The organism is Thiobacillus sp. (genome assembly GCF_030696885.1).
GTDB lineage: Bacteria > Pseudomonadota > Gammaproteobacteria > Burkholderiales > Thiobacillaceae > Thiobacillus.
Window position 1 is genome coordinate 102,039 of sequence record NZ_JAUYRI010000009.1, and the last position, 19,749, is coordinate 121,787.

Consider the following 19,749-nt stretch of genomic DNA (forward strand, 5'->3'; position numbering starts at 1 on the left):
GCTCAGTCCTTTTTCTGGAAGCTGAGCGAGGCCGAGTTGATGCAGTAGCGCTGGCCGGTGGGGGCGGGGCCGTCGGGAAAGACGTGGCCCAGGTGCGAACCGCAGCGGCGGCACAATGCCTCGACGCGCACCATGCCGTGGCTGCTGTCGTGCTTTTCCGCAACGGCATCGGCATTCAGCGCCTGGTAAAAGCTTGGCCAGCCGGTGCCCGAATCGAACTTGGCGGTGGACGAAAACAGCGCTTCGCCGCAGGCAGCGCAGCGGTATTCGCCGGCTTCGTGGTGGTCCCAGTATTGCCCGGTAAAGGCGCGCTCGGTGCCATGCTCGCGCAGGATGCGGTATTGATCGGGCCTCAGTTCGGCGCGCCATTCGGCGTCGGTCCGGGTTTTGTCAGCACTCATGGCAGCTCTCCTGTAGCCGACGAGTTTACCTTCAAGCGGCCGCTCCTGGATGCAATCCCATGCCGCAGCCAAGGTCACGCCTTCGGGATGCGGACCGTGCGTTTCCAGCGCGCGGCCCGGGCGATCATTCTTTTCTCCGGCAAAAATCGGCGCGAGGTTGACAGCGTCATCGCAGCGGGTTTATTCTTCGTTCAGGTATTAGACTAAGTCTAAAAACCGGATACCCTCGCGCGTCAAAGTGCTATAAAGCCCAGGCTGAAGACGCTGTGACGGGCGGGGTTCATCAGTGCTGAAAAGCATGTCCAACGAATCAAGGAGATCAGGTTATGCAACTCAAAGGCTCAAAAACCGAAGACCATCTGAAAGCCGCCTTTGCCGGCGAATCGCAGGCCAACCGCCGCTACCTCTACTTCGCAGCAAAAGCTGACGTGGAAGGCTATAACGACGTTGCCGCTGTGTTCCGCTCCACCGCCGAAGGCGAAACCGGCCATGCGCACGGCCACCTGGAGTATCTGGAGAAGTGCGGCGACCCCGCCACCGGCATGACCTTCGGCCCCACCGCCGACAACCTGAAGACCGCGATCGCGGGCGAAACCCACGAGTACACCGACATGTACCCGGGCATGGCCAAGGATGCGCGTTCGGAAGGCTTCGACGAAATCGCCGACTGGTTCGAAACGCTGGCCAAGGCCGAGCGTTCGCACGCGAACAAGTTCCAGAAAACCCTGGACACCCTGGGCGCGTAAGTTTGCCCAGCCAAAAAGCGGGTCGGTTGCGGCCCGCTTTTTTTGGCGCTGATTTTTAAAGAACATAGATAACTGGAGTTCGCATGAGCACACGTGAAGGCAGCCTCGAAGCCCCGACCCGCCACCCGCTCGACTGGAAAAACCCGGATTTCTACAACGAAGACAAGCTCAATCATGAGCTTGAGCGCATCTATGACATCTGCCACGGCTGCCGCCGCTGCGTGTCGCTGTGCACCGCGTTTCCGACCCTGTTCGACCTGATCGACGAGTCCTCGACCCTGGAAGTCGACGGCGTGGCCAAGGCCGACTACTGGAAGGTGGTCGACGAGTGCTATCTGTGCGATCTCTGCTACATGACCAAATGTCCCTACGTGCCGCCGCATCCGTGGAACCTCGATTTCCCGCATACGATGCTGCGCGCCAAGGCCATCAAGTACAAGAAGGGCGAGACGAGCTTCCGCGACAAGCTTCTGTCCAGCACAGACGCGATGGGCAAGCTCGCCTCGATTCCGGTGGTGGTGCAGGCGGTCAACGCCAGCCTGAAGAGCGCGCCGATCAGGAAGATCGTCGACAGCGTGCTGCACATCCACCCCGACCGCAAGCTGCCCGAATACGACAGCGCCAAGTTCCGTTCCACCGCGAAGCCGCGCGGCGATTTCGCGGTGAAGGCCGGCGAGAAGACGCCCGGCAAGGTGGCGATCTACGCGACCTGCTATGTCAACTACAACGAGCCCGGCATCGGCCACGACCTGTTGAAGCTCCTGGCGCACAACGAAATCCCCGCCGTGCTGGTGGAGAAGGAAGCCTGCTGCGGCATGCCCAAGCTGGAGCTGGGCGACCTCGACGCGGTGGCAAAGCTCAAGGAAACCAACATCCCGCACCTGGCCAAGCTGGCGCGCGAAGGCTACGCGATTCTCACTGCGGTACCGTCGTGCACGCTGATGTACAAGCAGGAGCTGCCGCTGATGTTCCCCGATGACGCCGACGTGCAGGCGGTGAAGGAGGCGATGTGGGATCCGTTTGAATACCTGATGGCTCGCAATGTCGACGGCCTCCTGAAGACCGATTTCAACAGCCCACTCGGCAAGGTGGCCTACCACGTGCCGTGCCACCAGCGGGTGCAGAACATCGGCAACAAGACGCGCGACGCGCTGCAGCTGGCCGGCGCCACGGTGACCATGGTCGAGCGCTGCTCGGGCCACGACGGCACCTGGGGCGTGAAGAGCGAGTTCTATGACAAGTCGATGAAGATCGGCAAGCCGGTGTTCCGCCAGATGGCCGAGCCGCAACCCGACTATGTCAGTTCCGACTGCGCGATTGCCGCGCGTCACATCCTGCAGGGCATGGGCGAAACCGCCACCGCGCAGAAGCAGCATCCGATCACGCTGCTGCGCATCGCCTATGGTCTTGAGTAAAACCTTTCGCTAGGAGATATGAACATGCCGCACATTACCCGTGACAGCCTGATGAGCCTGGAAAGCTACGCCAAGGTGCGCCCCGAAATGCGCGCCGAAATCATGGCGCACAAGAAGAACCGCATGGTCGAGCTGGGCGACCACGTCACGCTGATTTTCGAGGACGAGAAAACCATGCGTTACCAGATCCAGGAAATGCTGCGCGCCGAGCGCACGTTCGAAGACGCCGGCATCCAGGACGAACTCGATGCCTACAATCCGCTGGTGCCGGATGGCAGCAACTGGAAGGCCACGATGATGATCCAGTACTCCGATCCGGATGCGCGCAAGCTCGCGCTGGAAAAACTGAAGGGCATCGAGGACCGCGTGTGGGTGCAGGTGGCCGACCAGCCGAAGGTGTTCGCCATCGCCGACGAGGACATGGAGCGCGAAAACGAGGAGAAAACATCGGCGGTGCATTTCCTGCGCTTCGAACTCGACGCCACCTCGATCACAGCCGTCAAGGGTGGCAGCCCGATTCGCATGGGCATCGATCTGGCCGCCTATCCGGTGGCGCCGATGACGCTGGCGGACAATACCCGTGCTGCACTTGTCGTGGATTTGACCTAAAGTGATTTCAAGGCGGTCATAACGACAAGGACAACGCATCGCCAGCCTGAAAAGGAGAGTGCGATGCTGGATCAACTGCTGGTTCATCAGGTGCGGCGGCGGGTGGAGGCTTCCGGCCTGCCGTTCGTGGTCGAATTCTGGAATGGCGAGCAGGTCGGCGCCATTGACGATGCCGCGGTGCGGGTGCGGCTGCATCAAGCGGCCAGTCTCAAGGCGATGGCCGACCCCAGCCTGGGCGCGCTGGCGCGTGCCTATGTCGAGGGCCACCTCGACCTGATCGGCAACGTGCGTGACATCCTCGCGCTCGGCGACCGTTTGTGTAACGCAGGCAGTTGCGCGCCGAAGAGCGGCTCGGAAGGCTGGAAGTGGTGGCGGCATACGCGCAGCAAGGACCGCAAGAACATCCAGTACCACTATGACGTATCCAATGATTTCTATGGTCTGTGGCTGGACAAGCGTCGCGTCTATTCCTGCGCCTATTTCAAGACCCCGGACATGAGCCTCGACGCCGCGCAGGAAGCCAAGCTCGACCATATCTGTCGCAAGCTCGACCTCAAGCCTGACGAGCAGTTTCTCGACATCGGCTGCGGCTGGGGCGGGCTGATCCTGCACGCGGCCGAGCGCTATGGCGTGCGTGCGGTTGGCATCACGTTGTCGGATGATCAGCATGCGTATGTAAGCGAGCAGATCGCGACGCGCGGACTCGCCGGCCGGGTCGAGGTTCGCAGGATGGACTACCGCGACGTGCCCGAACACGGTGGCTACGACAAGATCGCCAGCGTCGGCATGTTCGAGCATGTCGGCCGCGCCAATCTTGCGGCCTATTTCGACAAGATCCACGCGTTGTTGAAGCCGGGTGGTCTGGTGCTCAATCACGGCATCACCACGGCCACGCCGGATGCCGGCGGGCTCGGCGGCGGCATTGCGGAATTCATCGAGGACTACGTCTTCCCCGGCGGCGAGCTGGTACACGCGTCCGAAGTGCTGCGCGCCGCCGCAGTCAGCGGACTCGAATGCCTGGACGCAGAAAACCTGCGCCCGCACTACGGCAAGACCCTGTGGCATTGGGTGACCCGGCTTGAGCAGCACGCCGAATCGGCGCAGCGGCTGATCGGCGAACAGAAATACCGCATCTGGCGCATCTACATGGCGGGCTCGGCCCATGCGTTCGACCGGGGCTGGATGGAGTTATGGCAGGTGCTCGCCGGCAAGGGCGTCGCCGGCAGCCAGACAAACTATCCCTTCAACCGGGACTACATCTACGCCAATACCTGAACGACAGTGCAAGCCCGCAGCCCCGGCTTTCCGGGGCTGCGGGCTTGCGCTTGCCTGGCAGCCATGCCATTCTGCGCGAGCCAGAATGAAAACGACAAAGGGGACGCATATGGGCATGTCGCGCAGGCGGGCGTTGGCAGGATTGGGCGCGCTTGGCATGGCGGCGTCGCTGAGGCCGCTGCAGGCGGCAGGCGACGAGATCATTCGTCTGAATATTCCCGGCCCGCATCTGATGCCGTTTTTCCCGCTCGAACTGATCCCGGTGCTCGGCATCGACCGCGAACTCGGCGTGCGCCTCGCCATCCGCCACCTGCCCTCGGGCGTGCTCGCCGCCGAGGACATGCTGGCCGGCAACGCCGACTTCGCCGGTACGGGCCTGCCGATCCTGCCGAACTTCATTGCCCGACACCGGGACATCGTGGCCATCGCCACATTGTCGAGCGGCGCGCCGCCCTACGGCATTGTCGTGCGCAAGGCGCTGGCGACGAAGATACGCAGCCTCAAGGACCTGCGCGGGCATAGCGTGGGGGTGCCGATGGGCAGCGTCTCGACCAAGACCTATCTGCAATTGCTGGCCGAGCACTGGGTCAGCGCCCATGGCGTCCGCCCGCAGGAAGTCCGCTGGGTGCCGATCACCCAGAATTACGAAGGAGTGCACGGCGCGCTGGCGGGCGAAGTTGCCGACGCGGTGTTCTGCGAGGAGCCCAACTCCGGTGCGCTGGTCCGCGAAGGTCTCGGCGTTCGGATTGCCAGTTTGTACGACCCCGGCAATCCGGTTCAACTGGCGGGCAGCACCCATATTCGCGCGGTATTGGCGGCGGCGCCGGCTACGCTGGAGGCGCGCCCGCAAGCGCCGCGCAAGATGGTGCAGATGCTGCGTCGCGCGCTGACATGGATACACGAGGTGCCGCGCGAACAGATCCCGTTGCGCCTGGGGATTGCCGATGCGGCGCAGCGGGCCGACATCGTACAGGCGCTGGGCAGGTTGCCGAATTTCTACAGCCGGGATGGCCGTTTCGATCCCGCCGAAATCGCATCCACCCGGCTGTTCATGAAATCCGTGGGCCTGTCGATGCCGGCCGGGCGCGACATCGCAACCGTAATCGACGCGCGCTGGCTGCGCTAGGTGGATGACCCGCGATCGGACTGATCTGAAAGGCTGGCTGCAGACAGGCTTCTCGCGCCTGCGCGGACAGGCGCTGGCGCATCTGCTGCTGGTGGCGCTGGTGGCTTCGGTCATTCTTGCCGTGGCGGGCTTTGCGTCCTTTTATGTGATCGAGGGACGGGAAGTTGCGCAGAACCGGAGCGCCACGCACGACTACTATCGCGATCAACTGATCCGCCTGGAAGCGTCCTGGCAGGCAAGTGCCGACCAGGTGGTCAGCCGTCTGGAATTTTCACGCCTGCTCGAAACCAATACACCCGGCACGGCGCCGCGGCTCAGCGCCTATCTCAATGCGCAGTGGGCATTCCTCGAGTTTCCCACGATGCTGGTCGTCGGTCCGGGTGGGGATGTCCGTTATCGCTACGGACCGATTGCCCAGGCCATCGATGTGCGCGACATCACCGATGCGGAATGGCTGCTGGTGCCCTCGCACGACGAAATCTACCGGGTGTTCCAGGTGCCGATCTGGCTCGGTCCCGAAGGGCAGGGCCAGTTGCTGCTGTTCCGCCCGCTCAACACCGAGACGCTGCGCCGGCTGCTGATCCCGGAAGTCCATCTGGTGGCGTTCATGGACGGTCGCGAACGGGTACGTTCGCATCCGCAGCCAGCCCAGCCCGAAACCCTGATGCGCCACGACACGGTCAGGATAGGCGAGCAGCGGTATATCGGCGTGGATCTGCCCTGGCCGGTGGAGCGCGGGCCGGAACGGGTGCACATCAAGGCCTACCGGGTGGTGGGCGGCACGCAACTAGCCTGGCAGATTCTCGGGCTTGCGGCGACGGCGATCGCCGCGCTGACCGTGCTGTTGTGGCTGGGCTTGTGGCGCTGGTTGTCGGTGACCGTGCGGCGGATCGAGGCGGTCGACAGCGCACTCGACGACTACGCGGCGGGACAGGCGAGGGCGGCCGACGTCGCACAGCGGTTGGCGCCAACGCGGGTACGCAGCGATGAAATCGCCGCACTGGCGGGTGCATTCGAGGCTTTTGCCACGGCAGTGGAGCGCCGCGAGGCCGAGCAGAAAATCTATATGGAAACACTCGCCATGCTCGACGAGGCGGTGCTCGATCTCGATTTCGACGGTCGCATCCTCCATGCCAGCCCGGGCTGGGCACGCCTGTGCCGTCGCGCCGACTCGGTCGGCATGACGCTGACGAAATTCGTCCACGGCGACGATATCGACGCGCTGCGCGCCCAGTGCGAACTGCTGCGTACCGCACGGAAAAACCAGACCAGCATGCGCCTGCGCCTGAACGTCGACGCCAACCGGGAGGAGTGGGCCGAGGCGCGCTTCATCGGCTACCGCGATGCGGGCGGCACGCTGGTGGCGATCCGCGGCGTCATCCGCGACATCACCCAGAGCTTCCAGCACGAGCGGCAGATCAGCCACATGGCGCTGCACGACGCGCTGACCGGCCTGCCCAACCGCGTGCTGCTGGAAGACCGCTTCAAGGTGGCGCTGCAACTGGCGCAGCGCAGCGGGCACTGCGCCGCCGTGTGCTTTATCGACATCGACAACTTCAAGACCGTCAACGATTCGCTCGGCCACAAGGCGGGCGATGCGCTGCTGGTGGCATTTGCCGACACTCTGCGCGGCGCGCTGCGTGCCGGCGACACGCTGGCGCGCTGGGGTGGCGATGAGTTCGTGCTGCTGCTGCCGGACATGCGCTCGCCCGCAACCGTGCGCGAGGTGACGCACAAGCTGGGCAGCATCGTGCAGGCGCCGCAGCATATCGCGGGCAACGACATCCGCATTACCTTCAGCATGGGCGTCAGCGTGTTTCCGGATGACGGCGCCGACATGAGCCTGCTGTTCTCGCAGGCCGACCGCGCGATGTTCTACGCCAAGGCGCAGGGCCGCAACCAGGTCTGCTACTACAGCGACATGCACGACAAGGACGAGGGCCGGCAGGAACTCTATATCCAGAGTCAGCTCGCCAGCGCCATCAACGGGTGCCGGATCGAAGCCTGGTTCCAGCCGCTGATCGCGGCAGACAGCGGGCGCTGTATCGGCGCCGAGGTGCTGGCGCGCTGGCACGACGACGAGTTGGGCTGGGTCAGCCCGACGACCTTTATTCCGATGGCGGAAAACATCGGCCTCATCCGCGAACTCGGCCACCAGATCTGGGAAGCAGGCCTCGCCGCCTTGCGCGACTGGAAGGCCGCCGGCCACGCCGACCTGCACATTGCCATCAACATGTCGAAGCGGCAGCTGTTCATCGCATCGCTGGCCGAGCAGATGCTTGACGATTTGGCGCGCTTCGGCCTGCAGCCGTCGGACATCATGCTCGAGGTTACCGAAAGCGTGGCGCTGAGCGATGTCGAGCATGCAGCGGAACGTCTGGAAGCGCTGCGCAGCGCCGGCTTTGCGCTGGCGATCGACGATTTCGGCACCGGCTATTCCTCGCTCTCGCAATTGCACGACATTCCGGTCGATGAGCTGAAGATCGATATTTCCTTCATTCGTCGCTTGCACGAACCCAAAGGATTGCCGATGGTGCAATCGATCATCCAGATCGCGCGGACCCTCGGCCTGAAATCGGTGGCCGAAGGCGTCGAGGATGCGGCAACGGCCGACCTGCTGCGCACCCTGGGTGTCGATGTGCTGCAGGGTTATTACTTTGGTAAGCCGATGCCGCGTACCGAGTTCATCGCCTGGCTATCGGCCGCGCAGCCGGAAAACGTGCTGCCGCTGCGCGGTCAGCGCTAGCAAATCCCACGCATTCGGAGGTCCGGATGGCAAACGTCCTGGCAGATCTGCTCGTGGTGGTTCATCTGGCGTTCGTCGTCTTTGTCGTGACGGGCGGCTTCCTGCTTGGTCGCTGGCCGCGGCTGGTCTGGCTGCACCTGCCCGCGGCGGTCTGGGGCGCCTATATTGAATTCAGCGGCGGTATCTGTCCGCTGACACCGATCGAAAACCGCCTGCGGATACACGGCGGCGGCGATGCCTACAGCGGCGACTTTGTCGCGCACTACCTGCTGCCACTGCTGTACCCCGCGCAGCTCACGCCTGGATTTCAGATCTGGTTGGGGTTCGGCGTAGTGGCAGTGAACGCGCTGGCGTATACGCTGGCCTGGCGTGCCTGGCGCAGGTGATCCGCTGCGGGCAGACGCGGCGCCGGCTGAACGATCAAGGGGACACACCATGCCGCAACTGCTCGATGCGATTCAACAACGTTTTGCGTGCCGCGCTTTCCACCCGGACCGGCCGCTGACGGCCACGCAACTGGCGCTGCTTTGCGAGGCGGGTCGGCTGGCGCCGTCGGCTTTCGGGCTGGAGCCGTGGCGTTTCATTCCGGTGACCGATGCGGCTCCGCGCGCGCGCATCGCCGGTGCCTGCTTCGATCAGCCGGCGGCGACCAGCGCCGCGGCCTTCATCGTGATTGTGGCGCTTGTCGCCGCACTCGACCCCGATTCGGACTATGTGCGGGCACGCTTTGAAGCGGAAGCGCGCGGCGGCGAGGTGGCGCCGATTGACGCCGCCTACCGCGCGCTGTGTCGCGACACGCCGCTGGCGGCGTGGGCGCAGGGGCAGTGTCATTTCGCCGCCGCGCAGATGCTGTTGCAAGCAACGCACATGGGCCTGGGCAGCTGCCCGATCGGCGGGTTCGACGCAGCGGCGTTGGCGCAATCCCTATCGCTGGCGCCGGGCGAGGTGCCGGCGCTGGTGATCGCGCTGGGGCAGTGCGCTGAGCCGGCACCGGCGCGGATTCGCAAGCCGCTTGAATAGCCACTTGAATAAAGCGCGCTGCGAGGCGTGCGTCAGCGGTCCCAGTATGGCTCGCCTTCCAGATGACCGGCCAGGCAATCGATCAGCGCACGCGCGCGGCTCGACAGGTGGCGGGTGGGGGGATAGACGGCGTAGGCGGCGAGTTCGGGCCAGACATGGTCGGCCAGTAGCGTCACCAGCTCGCCAGTGCGGACCGCTTCGTGAATATAGAACGTGGGCAGCAGCACCACGCCTTCGCCGGCCACGGCCGCGCACTTGAGGAAGTCGCCGCTGCTGGCCGCCAGCCGCACCGGCACCCGCACCTGTCCGGACATGCCGTCGGGCGCACGGTAATGCCACAAGCCGGGGTCGCGCACGTTACTGTAGGCCAGGCAGTCATGCTGCGCCAGTTCGGCCGCGTCGCGCGGCGTGCCGCGCCGCGCGAGGTAGGCGGGGCTGGCGCAAACGACATGGCGGATCGGCGCCAGACGGCGCGCGATGAGGCTGGAATCTTCCAGCGTGGCGATGCGGACGGCGAGGTCGAAGCCTTCCTGCATCAGGTCGATCTGGCGGTCGTTGAAATCGAGTTCGAGCCGCACCTCGGGATGCCGGGTCATGAAGGCCTGGATCGGCGACGTCAGGTGCAGCAGGCCGAACGCCAGCGGTAGCGCCACCTTGAGTCGTCCCTTGAGCGCGCCGTGCGCCTGCGACACCGCAGCGGCCGCGTCCTCGACGTCGGCCAGGATGGCGACGCAGCGTTCGTAGTAGGCGCGTCCGCTGTCGGTGAGATTGAGCCGGCGCGTGGTGCGCTGGATCAGCGAGACGCCGAGCTGCGCCTCGAGCTCGGCCAGGCGGCGGCTGACCGCGGACTTGGCCAGGTTCAGCCGTTCGGCCGCGGCGGTGATGCTGCCTGCCTCGACCACACTGACGAAAATCTGCATCTGGGTGAGTCGGTCCATTGTTCTTTATTTGGCAATAGATAATTCAATAACTGTATCTTTATTCTTGTTAAAGCAAAACCAATAATGACATCACCGCGCCATGTTGGCGTCCGATTCAGGAGCGATGTCATGCAAGCAAGTCCGTCCATCTCTGCCCCGTCCCCTTTGCGCGTGTTGCGCGTCGACGCCAGCGCCCGCGTCGCGGGCTCGGTCACCCGCCAGCTCGCCGACCGGCTGCTCGACGGCCTTGCCGCCCACGCGCCCGGCTTCGACCTGCAGCGGCGCGACCTGGCGCAGGGCCTGCCGTTTGTCGATGCCGACTGGGTGGCCGCCAATCTCACCGATCCCGATGCGCGCACTGCTGCGCACCGAGACACGCTGGCAGGGTCCGACGCGCTGGTGGCCGAGGTGAGGGCGGCCGACGTCTGGGTGATTGCGACGCCGGTATACAACTTCGGCGTGCCGGCCAGCCTCAAGGCCTGGATCGACCAGATCGCCCGCGCGCGGCTGACATTCCGCTATACCGAAAACGGGCCGCAGGGTCTGCTCGAAGGCAAGAAGGTCTATATCGTGGTGGCAACCGGCGGCACCGAGGTGGACAGCGCGATCGACTTCGCCACGCCGTGGCTGAAATTCGTGCTCGGCTTTCTCGGCGTGCGCGATATCGAAGTGATCGCGGCCGACCGGGGCATGGCGCGCGGCGACCGCGCTCGCCAGGATGCCGCCGCGCAGATCGATGCGCTGCTCGAACGCGACTGGCCGGCCCGTGCGGCCGCATAGCCCGCACGCTCTTCATTCAACAGATAAGGAGTCCATCATGACCCTGCGTCCCCTCAGTCAACGCGTCCCCGCCTTCGAAGTGACCGAAGGCGCCGGCGTCACGGTCCACCGCAGCATCGGCACGCCGGCGCTGAAGAACCTCGACCCGTTCCTGATGCTCGACCATTTCGGCAGCGACAATCCGGACGAGTACATCGCCGGTTTTCCCGAGCATCCGCACCGCGGCTTCATCACCTTCACCTACATGCTGGACGGCCACATGGAGCACCGCGACAGCATGGGCAATCGCGGCGACCTCAAGGCCGGCGGTGTGCAGTGGATGAAAGCGGCCAGCGGCGTCATCCATTCCGAAATGCCACAGCAGACAGACGGCCTGATGCGCGGCTTCCAGCTGTGGATCAACCTGCCGGCGCGCGACAAGCTGTCCGATCCGGCCTATCAGGAATTCTCGGCGGCGGCGATTCCCGAGGTGACGGCAGCGGGCGCACGGGTGCGCGTACTGGCCGGTGAATACAACGGCAACCGCGGCGTTATCGACGACCCTGCCACCGACGTGCTGTATCTGGACGTCACGCTGGACGCGGGCGCCGCCTTCAGCCTGCCGCTCGACGACAGCCGCAACGCCTTCGTCTATGTCTTCGAGGGCGATGCTCGGCTGGCCGGGACCGCCTTGGCGCGGCATACGCTGGCGGTACTGGGCAAGGGCGACGCATTCGGCATCGAGGCCGGCGCTGCCGGCGCCCGCTTCATCCTGGTGGCGGGCCGCCCCCTGGGCGAACCGGTGGTGCAATACGGTCCCTTCGTGATGAACACCCGCGAGGAAATCGAACAGGCCTTTGCCGACTACCGCGACGGCCAGCTGGTGCGGACCCGGGCGGCGATGACCGGCCACTGATCGCCGTGTCTATTCCGGGAAGCGGTCCAGTTCCTGGTCCGCCAGCGACAACGGGTCCTCCAGCGGTTCCAGATGCGTGGTGAGGTGGGCGTAGGGCACGGCCTGACGGATATCGGCCTCGATGCGTTCCGACCAGTCGTGCCCCTGCTGGATGCTCCAGGCGCCGGGCACCAGCACGTGCAGGGAAACGAAGGCGCGGCTGCCGGCCTGGCGCGTTCGTAATGCATGGAAATCCAGCCCTTGACTGCGGTAGCGATCCAGCACGGCTTCGATTGCCTCGATGTCTTCAGTCGGGATGGAGATGTCCATCAGTCCGGCAGCGGACCGATGCAGCAGCTGCCAGCCGGTCCACACGATATTCATCGCCACCAGCAGCGCGATCACCGGGTCGAGCCACAGCCAGCCGGTCGCCCACACCAGGCCGACGCCGAGAATGACGCCTGCGGATGTCCAGACATCGGTGCGCAGGTGATGGGCATCGGCTTCCAGCGTGATGGATCTGTACTTCTTGCCCACCCCCATGAGAATCTGCGAGGTGGCCAGGTTGATGATCGAGGCGACCACCGACACCGCCAGCCCGATGCCCACGGCTTCGAGCGGTTGCGGATTGAGCAGGCGTTCGATCGCTGTGTAAGCGATGGCGACGGCGGCAACGAGGATCAGGAAGCCCTCGAATGCGCTGGAAAAATACTCCGCCTTGCCGTGGCCGTGCGCATGGTTTTGATCTGCCGGCATCGCCGCCAGCGTCAGCATGGCCAGGGCCATCATGGCACCTGCCAGATTGACGAAGGATTCGAGCGCATCGGACAGCAGTCCGACCGAGCCGGTGAGCCACCAGGCCCAGCCCTTGAGCAGGATGGTGGCCAGGGCCGCCGCGATGGAGAGCCAGGCGTAGCGTTTGAGGGAGGGGGGCAGCATTCGATGGTTCGCAGGACCCAGGAAGTCGGGTCGATTGTATCGCGGCACCTGTTCTTCGACCGCATCAACATGCGGTTCAGGCGGGGTGTTCACGCGGTCTGCGGAGTGGTTGCCGAGAGACCTGGAATCAATCAAGCTGGCGTCACCCACGCCTTTTTCGGACGATCCACCATGGAAAACCTGCTGTACTGGGCCGGCATGTCGGCCGTCGCGGTGAACGCCCTGACCGGCGTGCTCGATGCCGGCCGCAAGCGCATGGACCTGATCGGCGTGGTGATGGTGGGCGCCGCCACCGCACTGGGCGGGGGCACGGTGCGCGACGTGCTGCTGGGGCGCCCGGTATTCTGGATCAGCGATCAGGTTTACCTGGTTGTCGCGTTGTTGACCACGCTGCTCATCTTCTTTGCGGTGCGCGGCCTGCGTCTGCCGCCGCGGCTGTTCCTGATTCCCGACGCGCTCGGCCTGGCGCTGTTCACCATCGTCGGCACCCAGATCGCCCTCGAATGGAACGCCTCCTGGCTGGTGGCCAGCCTGCTCGGGGTGATCACCGGGGTCGTCGGCGGCGTGCTGCGCGACGTGCTGTGCAACGAAGTGCCGCTGGTCTTCGTGAAGGGCGAGCTGTATGCCTCGGCCGCCTGGGCGGGCGCCCTGGGGCTGGTGGGCCTGCAGGCACTCGGCGTGTCGCCGGTGATTGCGGCGTGGGCGGGGATGGCATGCGTGCTGGGCGTGCGCCTGCTGGCGATGGCGTTCCGCATCTCGCTGCCGATCTATTCGGAGCGCCAGTAGGTCACGGGATACAGGTCACGGAAATGGCGCGCGCCCATATTCCTGCAGACATCGCGGGGCCGAAGCCATAAAATGCCGGGCATGAAAATCCTCTCCGTACTGCTGCTGTGCCTGCCGCTTGCCGTTCACGCCGAGTGGGGCCAGTTCGATTTTGACTATGCCAATGAAAGGCCCTGGGTGGAACTGGCCGCGCAGCTGCCGGCCACGCCCATAGCGGAAAACCTGATCGAGTTCAATGTCTCGTCGGCCACGCGCAACCGGCACTACATCGATGCCGCCTCGATCAGCGTCGGCGAAGACCAAGTGGTGCGCTACACCGTGGTGATCGATGCCGCCGGCGGCGCCCGCAACGTCCTGTTCGAAGGCATGCGCTGCGTCACCTCCGAGCACCGCACCTATGCTTACGGCCAGCCTGACGGCAGCTGGACGCGGGCGCGCAAGTCGGGCTGGGAGAGCATCAAGCTGCGCTCGCTGCTGTCGCACCGTAAGGCGCTGTTCGAGGACCATTTCTGCTTCAACGGCATTACGGTCAAGGATGCCCGGGAAGCCGTGTTCTACCTGCGCAATCCGCGGCAGAGCGTGGACTTCCACTGATGCATTCCGTGGTGAAACACGCCCGGCGCATCGTCGTCAAGGTCGGTTCGAGCCTGGTCACCGCCGAAGGCCGCGGGCTCGATCATGCCGCGTTGTCGCGCTGGGCCGGGCAGATCGCGGCACTGGCCGGGCAGGGCAGGGAAGTCGTGCTGGTGTCGTCCGGCGCGATTGCCGAGGGCATCGCCCGGCTGGGCTGGAAAGCGCGGCCAAAGGCGGTGAACGAACTGCAGGCCGCCGCCGCCGTCGGCCAGATGGGCCTGGTGCAGGCTTACGAATCGATATTCCGCACCCATGGCCTGCATGCCGCGCAGGTGCTGCTGACCCACGAAGACCTCGCCGACCGCACCCGCTATCTGAATGCGCGCTCGACCCTGCGCACGCTGCTGGCGCTGCGGGTGGTGCCGATCATCAACGAAAACGACACCGTCGCCACCGATGAAATCCGTCTCGGCGACAACGACACGCTGGGCGCGCTGGTCACCAACCTGATCGAAGCCGACTGCCTGGTGATCCTCACTGACCAGACGGGCCTCTACACCGCCGACCCGCGCAGGGATCCGCAGGCGACGCTGGTGATGGACGCGCACGCCGGCGACCCTGAGCTCGAGCGCATGGCGGGCGGGGCAGGCAGCAGCGTTGGCACCGGCGGCATGCTGACCAAGATTCAGGCGGCCAAGCGCGCGGCGAGGAGCGGCGCCCATACCGTGATCTGCAGCGGACACGAGGAAAACGTGCTGCTGCGGCTGGCCGCCGGCGAGACCATCGGCAGCCAGCTGGTGGCGCGCCAGGCGCCGCTCGCCGCGCGCCGGCAGTGGCTGGCCGACCATCTGCAATTGCGCGGCGGCGTCGTGCTCGACGACGGCGCGGTACATGCGCTGCGCGAAGCCGGCAAGAGCCTGCTGCCGGTCGGCGTCAAGGGCGTCACCGGCGAATTCGAGCGCGGCGAAGTGGTGGCGGTGGTCGATGCCGCGGGTCGTGAAGTCGCGCGCGGCCTCATCAACTACAGCGCGAGCGAGGCGCGCCGCATCGCCGGCAAGCCGAGCAGCGCGATCGAGGCCGAGCTCGGTTATATCGACGAGCCGGAGCTGATCCACCGCGACAACCTGGTGCTGGTGTGAAAGATGTTCCCGTTCTCAAGGGCGGCGAGACGCGAAGACACGCCGAAGACAGTGCTGAAGCACGGCGAGGCGCAGTCGACAATGTATCGGCGGCCTTGCGAACGGGAACCACGCTGGACCTGATGCGCCATGGCGAACCCGTGGGCGGCCGCAAATACCGCGGCCAGATCGACGATCCGCTGTCGGACAAGGGCTGGGCGCAGATGCGCGCTGCGGTGGGCGACGCAGCGCCGTGGACGCGCATCGTGTCGTCGCCGCTCGCGCGCTGCCGCGCCTTTGCCGAGACGCTGGCGACGCGGCATGCGCTGCCGCTGCAGTTCGATGACCGCCTGAAGGAGGTCGGCTTCGGTGCCTGGGAAGGCAAGTCGGCCGCCGAGATCGAGCAGGAGGCGCCCGGCACACTGGCGCGTTTCAAGACCGACCCGATCCATGCGCGTCCGGCTGGCGCCGAGCCGCTGGCCGATTTCCATGCGCGGGTGGCGATGGCGCTCGACGACCTGCTCGCGCAGCATGCCGGCCAGCACGTACTGCTGGTGGGGCACGCCGGGGTAATGCGCATGGCGCTGGCGTGGGCGTTGCATATCCCGCTGGAGCACGCCTACCGCATCGAGGTGGCGACCGCAACGCTCACGCGCCTGCGCTTCGACGGCGGCCTCGCCAGCCTGATCTTTCACGGCAGCGCGCGCGTCGAGCGGTGATCCGTCGGTTCGTACTCGGGCTGTGTCTGCTGCTGGCGGCGCCAGTGCAGGCCACCGCCATCCGGCTGGTCGACGACGCCGGGCGTACGCTCGAACTGCCGCAGCCGCCGCAACGCATCATTTCGCTGACGCCGCATCTCACCGAACTGCTATTCGCCGTCGGCGCCGGTGCGCAGATCGCGGGAGTCGACAGCGCCAGCGATTATCCCGCGGCGGCGCGCACGCTGCCGCGCGTGGGCGACTACAGCCGGATTCATTTTGAACGCATTCTTGCGCTGCAGCCGGACCTGATCGTCGTCTGGGTCGGCGGCAACCGCCCGGTGGACATCCATGCCCTGCAGCAGCTGGGCTTTCCGGTGTTGCATACGCACGCCACCCGGCTCGACGACGTGGCGCGCCTGCTGCGCCTGCTGGGCCAGGCTAGCGGACATGCGGCGGCCGGCGAATCGGCCGCCGCGGCGTATTCCGCGCGGCTGGCCAGGGTGCGGGGGCGGGCGGGGCAGCCGCCGCTGCGCGTGTTCTATCAGGTGTGGGATCGGCCGCTGATGACGGTGGGCGGCACGCACTGGATCAGCGATGCCTTGACGCGCTGCGGCGCGCACAATGTGTTCGCCGATCTGCAGGCGCTGGCGCCGACGGTATCGCGCGAGGCCGTGCTCGGGCGCGCACCGGAATTGATCGTGGGCAGCAGCGACGCGCGTGATCTGCGCCATGCCTGGCTGCCGTTCAGCCACCTGCCGGCGGTGAAAAACAAGGCTTTCGTGCAGGTGGATGCGGACCGGCTGCACCGGTTGACACCGCGCCTGGTCGAAGGCGTGATGGAACTGTGCGCGGCGGTGGATGCCTATCGGTGACGCGGATCGGCGGCTTTGCGGTTGGGGCAGTTTTCCTTGATGCAGTCGGCGTAGATCTGCAGCGAATGGTCGTGAATGGCAAAGCCGCGTTCCTTGGCGATGCGGTTCTGGCGTTTTTCGATTTCGGCGTCAAAGAATTCCTCGACCTTGCCGCACTGGATGCAGACCAGATGGTCGTGGTGGTCGCCCTGGTTGAGTTCGAACACCGCCTTGTCGCTGTCGAAGTGGTGGCGCATCAGCAGTCCCGCCTGCTCGAACTGGGTGAGCACGCGGTAGACCGTGGCCAGCCCGATGTCCTGGCCCTCGTCGGACAGCAGGCGATACACCTCTTCAGCCGTCATGTGGCGCTTCTCACTCTGCTCGAACAGATCCAGGATCTTCAGGCGCGGCAGAGTGGCTTTCAGGCCGATGCTCTTGAGGTCGGATGGATTGCTCAAATGAGGCTCCAGAATGGAAACGCGAATACGTTATGATACGTTTTTTCCCAATCGCCCCAATTTTTCCGACTCCCCGGCTATGCGTCATATCCTGATTTCCGTTTTGCTCGTGGGCCTGGTGGCCGGCTGTTCCACCCCCCGAATCGGGCCCCATCGCATCGATGTGCAGCAGGGCAATGCCCTCGATCAGGAGAATGTCGCGCGCCTGAAGCCCGGCCTCAACCGTTCGCAGGTGCGCTTCCTGCTCGGCACGCCGCTGGTGGTCGACCCGTTCCGTACCGATCGCTGGGACTACGTCTACGTCTTCTACAAGGCGGGCAAGTTGGCCGAGCAGAAGCGCATCACGCTGTTTTTTGACGGCGATACGCTGGCCCGCATCGAAGGCGACCTGCCCCCGCCACCGGAGCCGGCGGCCGAGCCCCAGCCGGTCTCGGCCGCCCCGCAGCCCGGGGTCGCCGCCGTAGCGCCGACCGAGCCGAAGGTGCAGCCGATGGCGCTGGCCGCCGAGCCGGCACCTGTTGCCACCCCGGTGAAGGCGGCGCCTGTTGCACCCTTGGCCGCGCCGACGTCCGCCGCTGTGGCCTCCACGCCGTCATCGGTGGCCAAGCCGGCACCCGCTGCCTTGACGCCTGCTCCGGCACCGGTGGCCGCCCCGGCCGTCGCGGCTCGTGCCGCAGACGCGACCCCGCAAGAAGCGCCGACCGGCTCCAGCATCGTGCAGCCGCTGCCCAGCCCCAAGAATGTGCCGGCCTATGTCGACCCGCGGCCACGGGCCGAGTTGAGCCTGCAGCCCGAAACCAATGTGATGCAAATCCAGCCGGACGTGATCCCTGCGTTCCCCGATCCCAACGCGGTGCCAGCCGACGACGCAGCTGTACTGAAGGCCGTGAATGAATGGGCGGCCGCCTGGTCACGACGCGACGAAGACGCCTATCTCGCCGCCTACGATGCCAGCTTCGTCCCACAGGGGGGCGGCAGCCGCGCCGACTGGGAGAAGCGCCGTCGCCTGCTGCTGGGCGTGGCCCAGAACATCGACCTCAAGATCGATTCGCCGTCGGTCGCTCGTTCGGGCGCAGACGGTGTGACCGTGACCTTCAATCAGTTCTACCAGTCCGGTGCCTATCGCGATGCTGTCGTCAAGCAATTGCGGATGGTCGAGCGTAACGGCCGCTGGCTGATCGCCGAGGAAAAAGTGGTGTCGATCCTGCGCGGGATTCCGTAATGCCCATGCAGACCGCAATTGCCGGCGTGTCCGGCCGCATGGGACGGACCCTGCTCGAAGCGGTGGCCGCCGATGCCGACTGTGTACTGCATGCCGCCCTCGACCGCCCCGGCAGTCCGCTGCTGGGACACGATGCCGGCGCCGCCTGGGGCGCGGCCAGCGGGGTCCAGGTGAGCGATCAGCCCGCTGCGGTTTTGCCAGGCGCGCAGGCCTTGATCGACTTCACCCGTCCCGAAGCCACCTTCGGCTACCTAGACGCCTGTGTGGCCGCCCGCGTGCCACTGGTGATCGGCACCACCGGCTTCGACGAGGCGGGCCGCGCCCGCATCGCGGCGGCGGCGCAGCAGATCCCGGTCGTGTTTGCGCCCAACATGAGCGTGGGTGTGAACCTGTTGATGAAACTGGCCGAACTCGCGGCCCAGGTGCTGGAAGACGGCTACGACATCGAGATCATCGAGGCGCACCACCGCCACAAGGTCGATGCGCCATCCGGCACCGCGCTGGGCCTGGGCCAGGCCGTCGCGCGTGCGATCGACCGTGATCTGGCCAGCTGCGCCGTCTACGGCCGCGAGGGCGTGACCGGCGAGCGCGATCCGAAGACCATCGGTTTTGCCACGGTACGTGGTGGTGACATCGTCGGCGACCACACGTTGCTGTTCGCCGGCATCGGCGAGCGCGTCGAGCTCACCCACAAGGCCAGTAGCCGCGCCACCTTTGCCCAGGGCGCGCTGCGCGCCGCCAAATGGCTGCAGGGCCGTGCGCCGGGCCTGTACGACATGCGCGACGTGCTGAACCTCAATTAATCGCCAGCTACAGGAAACGAACATGAATGCCGTCAAGGTCTACAGTACCGGCACCTGCCCCATCTGCGTCAAGGTCAAGGCCTTTCTCGACAAGCGCGGCATCGGCTACGACGAAGTCCGCATCGATCTCGACCGCGAGGCGATGAAGGAATTTGCCGTCGTCACCCACGGTGCGCGTACCGTGCCGCAAATCATCGTCGACGGCACATGCATCGGCGGTTTTACCGAGCTGACCGAGCTCGACATGGATGGTGGGCTGGCGCACCTTCAGGCCTGATCCGGGGCGGGAAAAGCCCGCTTCCAGCGTCATCGAGCATTGAAGACGGACGCCGGATCGGCTACAATTCGGCAATTCAAATTCAGGCGGGTTCGCGCGAGCGGCTCGC

General features: G+C 65.5%; 22 protein-coding genes. 18 read left to right on the plus strand and 4 right to left on the minus strand.

Going from position 1 to position 19,749, the window contains the following annotated elements; all coding sequences use genetic code 11:
* Window positions 1-2 precede the first annotated feature (2 nt).
* On the minus strand, window positions 3-401 hold the full coding sequence (gene msrB, locus Q8R61_RS04270; protein ID WP_305534558.1) for a peptide-methionine (R)-S-oxide reductase MsrB: 399 nt from the start codon (window positions 399-401) through the stop codon (window positions 3-5).
* A gap of 326 nt (window positions 402-727) precedes the next feature.
* Here msrB and Q8R61_RS04275 point away from each other — a divergent pair, with 326 nt between their 5' ends.
* The 8 genes from Q8R61_RS04275 to Q8R61_RS04310 all read left to right on the plus strand — a co-directional run bounded on the left by Q8R61_RS04275 (window position 728) and on the right by Q8R61_RS04310 (window position 9,338).
* Window positions 728-1,147 carry a rubrerythrin family protein gene (locus Q8R61_RS04275; RefSeq protein WP_305534560.1) on the plus strand — a complete coding sequence of 140 codons (420 nt, stop codon included), beginning with the start codon at window positions 728-730 and terminating at the stop codon, window positions 1,145-1,147.
* 83 nt (window positions 1,148-1,230) lie between these two features.
* A complete protein-coding gene (locus Q8R61_RS04280; protein WP_305534562.1) occupies window positions 1,231-2,562 on the plus strand; it encodes a heterodisulfide reductase-related iron-sulfur binding cluster in 1,332 nt (443 codons plus the stop codon).
* A gap of 24 nt (window positions 2,563-2,586) precedes the next feature.
* The gene (locus Q8R61_RS04285; protein WP_305534564.1) at window positions 2,587-3,171 is read left to right on the plus strand and encodes a DUF3501 family protein; all 585 of its coding nucleotides are present in this window, start codon (window positions 2,587-2,589) and stop codon (window positions 3,169-3,171) included.
* 63 nt (window positions 3,172-3,234) lie between these two features.
* Complete coding sequence (locus tag Q8R61_RS04290; RefSeq protein ID WP_305534566.1) at window positions 3,235-4,446, plus strand: cyclopropane-fatty-acyl-phospholipid synthase family protein; 1,212 nt, start codon at window positions 3,235-3,237, stop codon at window positions 4,444-4,446.
* An 85-nt stretch (window positions 4,447-4,531) separates the two neighbouring features.
* The gene (locus tag Q8R61_RS04295) at window positions 4,532-5,572 is read left to right on the plus strand and encodes an ABC transporter substrate-binding protein (protein WP_305534568.1); all 1,041 of its coding nucleotides are present in this window, start codon (window positions 4,532-4,534) and stop codon (window positions 5,570-5,572) included.
* Between the two features lie 4 nt (window positions 5,573-5,576).
* Window positions 5,577-8,318: a bifunctional diguanylate cyclase/phosphodiesterase gene (locus tag Q8R61_RS04300; protein WP_305534570.1), complete on the plus strand. Its 2,742-nt coding sequence runs from the start codon at window positions 5,577-5,579 to the stop codon at window positions 8,316-8,318.
* 26 nt (window positions 8,319-8,344) lie between these two features.
* Window positions 8,345-8,704 (plus strand): DUF2784 domain-containing protein, encoded by a 360-nt coding sequence (locus Q8R61_RS04305; protein ID WP_305534572.1) that lies wholly within the window; start codon window positions 8,345-8,347, stop codon window positions 8,702-8,704.
* A 49-nt stretch (window positions 8,705-8,753) separates the two neighbouring features.
* Window positions 8,754-9,338 (plus strand): NAD(P)H-dependent oxidoreductase, encoded by a 585-nt coding sequence (locus Q8R61_RS04310; protein ID WP_305534574.1) that lies wholly within the window; start codon window positions 8,754-8,756, stop codon window positions 9,336-9,338.
* A gap of 32 nt (window positions 9,339-9,370) precedes the next feature.
* Here the strand turns inward: Q8R61_RS04310 and Q8R61_RS04315 are convergent, their stop codons facing one another.
* A complete protein-coding gene (locus Q8R61_RS04315) occupies window positions 9,371-10,276 on the minus strand; it encodes a LysR family transcriptional regulator (RefSeq protein ID WP_305534576.1) in 906 nt (301 codons plus the stop codon).
* A 111-nt stretch (window positions 10,277-10,387) separates the two neighbouring features.
* Here Q8R61_RS04315 and Q8R61_RS04320 point away from each other — a divergent pair, with 111 nt between their 5' ends.
* Complete coding sequence (locus Q8R61_RS04320; protein WP_305534578.1) at window positions 10,388-11,038, plus strand: FMN-dependent NADH-azoreductase; 651 nt, start codon at window positions 10,388-10,390, stop codon at window positions 11,036-11,038.
* 37 nt (window positions 11,039-11,075) lie between these two features.
* Window positions 11,076-11,933 carry a pirin family protein gene (locus tag Q8R61_RS04325; RefSeq protein WP_305534580.1) on the plus strand — a complete coding sequence of 286 codons (858 nt, stop codon included), beginning with the start codon at window positions 11,076-11,078 and terminating at the stop codon, window positions 11,931-11,933.
* A 9-nt stretch (window positions 11,934-11,942) separates the two neighbouring features.
* On the opposite strand, the gene Q8R61_RS04330 is transcribed toward Q8R61_RS04325, so the two are convergent.
* A complete protein-coding gene (locus Q8R61_RS04330) occupies window positions 11,943-12,851 on the minus strand; it encodes a cation diffusion facilitator family transporter (RefSeq protein WP_305534582.1) in 909 nt (302 codons plus the stop codon).
* Window positions 12,852-13,022: 171 nt separating this feature from the next.
* On the opposite strand from Q8R61_RS04330, the gene Q8R61_RS04335 reads away from it, so the two are divergent.
* The 5 genes from Q8R61_RS04335 to Q8R61_RS04355 all read left to right on the plus strand — a co-directional run bounded on the left by Q8R61_RS04335 (window position 13,023) and on the right by Q8R61_RS04355 (window position 16,901).
* A complete protein-coding gene (locus Q8R61_RS04335) occupies window positions 13,023-13,637 on the plus strand; it encodes a trimeric intracellular cation channel family protein (RefSeq protein WP_305534584.1) in 615 nt (204 codons plus the stop codon).
* A gap of 81 nt (window positions 13,638-13,718) precedes the next feature.
* Window positions 13,719-14,231 carry a CNP1-like family protein gene (locus tag Q8R61_RS04340; protein WP_305534586.1) on the plus strand — a complete coding sequence of 171 codons (513 nt, stop codon included), beginning with the start codon at window positions 13,719-13,721 and terminating at the stop codon, window positions 14,229-14,231.
* A complete protein-coding gene (proB, locus tag Q8R61_RS04345) occupies window positions 14,231-15,349 on the plus strand; it encodes a glutamate 5-kinase (RefSeq protein WP_305534588.1) in 1,119 nt (372 codons plus the stop codon). The genes Q8R61_RS04340 and proB overlap by 1 nt, the downstream gene beginning before the upstream one ends.
* 95 nt (window positions 15,350-15,444) lie before the next feature.
* Window positions 15,445-16,047 (plus strand): histidine phosphatase family protein, encoded by a 603-nt coding sequence (locus Q8R61_RS04350; RefSeq protein WP_305534590.1) that lies wholly within the window; start codon window positions 15,445-15,447, stop codon window positions 16,045-16,047.
* Window positions 16,044-16,901, plus strand: coding sequence for a cobalamin-binding protein (locus tag Q8R61_RS04355; RefSeq protein WP_305534592.1), 858 nt, complete (start codon window positions 16,044-16,046; stop codon window positions 16,899-16,901). Before Q8R61_RS04350 ends, Q8R61_RS04355 begins: the two co-directional genes overlap by 4 nt.
* Here Q8R61_RS04355 and fur read toward each other — a convergent pair.
* Window positions 16,892-17,338, minus strand: a complete 447-nt coding sequence (gene fur, locus Q8R61_RS04360) for a ferric iron uptake transcriptional regulator (protein ID WP_305534594.1) — start codon at window positions 17,336-17,338, stop codon at window positions 16,892-16,894. The two genes, Q8R61_RS04355 and fur, sit on opposite strands and share 10 nt — an antisense overlap.
* A gap of 79 nt (window positions 17,339-17,417) precedes the next feature.
* Between fur and bamE the strand changes: the two genes are divergently transcribed.
* From bamE to Q8R61_RS04375, 3 genes are read left to right on the plus strand one after another with little or no spacing between them, the layout of a single operon-like run.
* Window positions 17,418-18,560, plus strand: a complete 1,143-nt coding sequence (bamE, locus tag Q8R61_RS04365) for an outer membrane protein assembly factor BamE (protein ID WP_305534596.1) — start codon at window positions 17,418-17,420, stop codon at window positions 18,558-18,560.
* A complete protein-coding gene (dapB, locus tag Q8R61_RS04370) occupies window positions 18,560-19,363 on the plus strand; it encodes a 4-hydroxy-tetrahydrodipicolinate reductase (protein WP_305534598.1) in 804 nt (267 codons plus the stop codon). Before bamE ends, dapB begins: the two co-directional genes overlap by 1 nt.
* Window positions 19,364-19,385: 22 nt before the next feature.
* The gene (locus Q8R61_RS04375; RefSeq protein WP_305534600.1) at window positions 19,386-19,640 is read left to right on the plus strand and encodes a glutaredoxin domain-containing protein; all 255 of its coding nucleotides are present in this window, start codon (window positions 19,386-19,388) and stop codon (window positions 19,638-19,640) included.
* Window positions 19,641-19,749 lie beyond the last annotated feature (109 nt).